The organism is Paraburkholderia sp. BR10954 (assembly GCF_040965775.1).
GTDB lineage: Bacteria > Pseudomonadota > Gammaproteobacteria > Burkholderiales > Burkholderiaceae > Paraburkholderia > Paraburkholderia youngii.
Genome location: NZ_JBFRCK010000237.1, coordinates 1 through 419, shown reverse-complemented (window position 1 = coordinate 419; position 419 = coordinate 1). Strand labels below are relative to the sequence as shown.

The 419-nt window shown below is 68.5% G+C and carries 1 protein-coding gene; it reads right to left on the bottom strand.

Annotated elements, in window-relative coordinates:
• Positions 1-419 (bottom strand): TolC family protein (locus AB4Y34_RS42040; protein ID WP_368719331.1); only part of this gene is annotated, 419 nt, incomplete at both ends.

Genomic DNA, 419 nt, shown 5'->3' with positions numbered 1-419 from the left:
GCCGCGTGATCGCGAGTCCGCGGTCGGGACCCTTGCCAAGCAGCGCCGCCAGTTGATAGCGGGTGCTCAGGATGCTGCCGTCGAGCGCGCTGACGCGGGCACGGCTCGTCGACAGATTCGCGTCGGCGGTCTTGCGCTCCACTTCGGTATCGAGTCCGTTTGCGATGCGGCCGGCGGTGATGCGCTCGATCTGCTCGCGCCGCGCGACTTCCTGCTGCGCGATGTCGCGTAACGCGTAGAGCCGCGCCAGCTCGTTGTAAGTGCGGGCGATCGAGGTGTCGAGCGTGAGCCGGACGACCTGCTCGTCGGCCTCGGCAGCGGACGCCTCCGACACAGCCGCGCGCAGCGCCTCGCGGTTCTTGCCCCACAGATCGAGATCGTAGGAAGCGCTGAGCAGCCCCTTGTTCTCCGTCTGCCAC